Origin of the sequence: Microcystis sp. M53598_WE2, assembly GCF_030067735.1 — a bacterium.
In the GTDB taxonomy this organism is placed as follows: domain Bacteria; phylum Cyanobacteriota; class Cyanobacteriia; order Cyanobacteriales; family Microcystaceae; genus Microcystis; species Microcystis aeruginosa.
Window position 1 is genome coordinate 1 of sequence record NZ_JASJFE010000858.1, and the last position, 1,582, is coordinate 1,582.

Here is a 1,582-nt window from a genome sequence, read left to right on the forward strand (position 1 = left end):
AAAATTCCTGGACTTTTTCCCTGAAAATTAGGTAATTGACCCCCTCAAAATCGCTAAAACCCTACACCCTACACCCTACACCCCACACCCTGCCCCCAGGAAAAACTTTTTGCCGCAAACCCTAAATATTTTTCAACATCAGCAAAGAGCGAGTTTGAAAGCCGAGATTTTGGTAGAGATTGAGAGCATTGTCGTTATTGATGAAGACTTGTAAACCGATGCGGGTTTGTCCGCGACTTTTTGCCCAATCCTTAGCTCGATCGATTAGTGCGCTGGCGATACCTTGGCGACGATGCTGGGGATCGACGTAAATTAGGAAAATATGACCATAGCGATCGCCTGTCACCTGATCGACGGCGCTCCCCATCCAGAGACAAGCGATCGCCGTTTGTTGTCCTTCGACGATCCACAGGGGAGTATCGGAGCAAAAAAACTGTCTGACTGTATCAGCTAGATGGGAGAGGTTTTTTTGTTCGGGAAAAAATTCTTCATAGGTGCGGGTGAGAAAATTAATTAGTAGATAGCGATCGCCAGTTTTTCCCAGTCGCAGCCGATAATCTTCGGGAAGGTTAGCCATGCCAAGGATAAGAGAAAATTATGCCCAGGGATGGCTCGATCGGAGCGGGTGCCGCTAAATCTGCCGGTAAAAAAATCCGGATGCCAGTGGCAACCAGAGCAACTAAAAACACGAAGATAGTCAGGAGCGGGGCGATATATTGCCGAAAAAAAGCCATAATTATTTGATCTCTAAACTGCTGTTCCTTCTATTTTAAGGATTGCCAGTGGAGATATCGGCAATTTTTTTAAAAAAATTCGCCCAAAAAAAAGTGATCGGCATACCGATCACTACAAACCGACAACTAGACTATGACTAAACACCGATTAAATCTAACGAAGGTGCAAATAGGCCGCCTCTGCTTCCAATTGACGCACTAGAGCCTCATTTCCCTGCGCTCTAGCTACTTCCAGTCGGTGTTGTAAATTTCTGCGGAGTGTTTCCCTATGGGCCACGGTGGCCTGTGTTAGGACTTGCTGACGATTTTTGTTCATGGTGGACAGACTTTTGAGCGACTTAACTTACCTTATATCTAAATCATAACATTCTCCTTGGGAAACTGTATCTTTAGCTACTGAATTTAGCGTTAAGATTTATTAAAGCTGTTGGCAACCTTAGTGACAAGTCGATGACGGAACAGGCACTGATAACCCTTACTAGCGATTTTGGACTACAGGACGGTTATGTGGGCATTATCAAGGGAGTAATCGCGGGAATTGCCCCCCATGCTCGCACGATCGATCTGAATCATCAAATTTCGCCCCAAGACCTTTACGCTGGTCGTTTTATTCTCCTGAATGCCTATCAATATTTTCCCCAAGGCACTATTCATCGAAAATTTGGGTCTGAAACCCCGTCGTTCTACGACGGCTTTACTGTTAAATATGAGCATCGTTTACGAAATATATGCTAAAATGTGAGGTATGGAAAAAGCCTATTCGTTTCGATTTTACCCCACACCAACACAAGAGTCGCTATTGCGGCGCACTTTGGGCTGTGTAAGATTAGTTTACAATAAGGCACTCC

General features: G+C 44.8%; 4 protein-coding genes and 1 pseudogene. 2 read left to right on the forward strand and 3 right to left on the reverse strand.

Annotated features, from left to right (window positions below; genetic code table 11):
* Window positions 1-121: 121 nt before the first annotated feature.
* The 3 genes from PX636_RS17315 to pirA all read right to left on the reverse strand — a co-directional run bounded on the left by PX636_RS17315 (window position 122) and on the right by pirA (window position 1,050).
* Window positions 122-577 (reverse strand): GNAT family N-acetyltransferase, encoded by a 456-nt coding sequence (locus PX636_RS17315; RefSeq protein WP_288118039.1) that lies wholly within the window; start codon window positions 575-577, stop codon window positions 122-124.
* Window positions 570-734, reverse strand: a complete 165-nt coding sequence (locus PX636_RS17320; RefSeq protein WP_002760035.1) for a DUF8624 family small hydrophobic protein — start codon at window positions 732-734, stop codon at window positions 570-572. The genes PX636_RS17315 and PX636_RS17320 overlap by 8 nt, the downstream gene beginning before the upstream one ends.
* A 154-nt stretch (window positions 735-888) precedes the next feature.
* A complete protein-coding gene (pirA, locus tag PX636_RS17325; RefSeq protein WP_002733724.1) occupies window positions 889-1,050 on the reverse strand; it encodes an arginine synthesis PII-interacting regulator PirA in 162 nt (53 codons plus the stop codon).
* Between the two features lie 134 nt (window positions 1,051-1,184).
* Here pirA and PX636_RS17330 point away from each other — a divergent pair.
* Window positions 1,185-1,388, forward strand: a pseudogene (locus PX636_RS17330) (SAM-dependent chlorinase/fluorinase); the annotation flags it as partial.
* A gap of 91 nt (window positions 1,389-1,479) precedes the next feature.
* The coding region (locus PX636_RS17335) for a helix-turn-helix domain-containing protein (RefSeq protein WP_288118041.1) at window positions 1,480-1,582 on the forward strand (103 nt) is incomplete at its 3' end.

Bases quoted from the DNA above. Each gene is read 5' to 3' on its own strand.
- PX636_RS17315 (WP_288118039.1), bottom strand. From the start codon at position 577: ATGGCTAACCTTCCCGAAGATTATCGGCTGCGACTGGGAAAAACTGGC.
- PX636_RS17320 (WP_002760035.1), bottom strand. From the start codon at position 734: ATGGCTTTTTTTCGGCAATATATCGCCCCGCTCCTGACTATCTTCGTG.
- pirA (WP_002733724.1), bottom strand. From the start codon at position 1,050: ATGAACAAAAATCGTCAGCAAGTCCTAACACAGGCCACCGTGGCCCAT.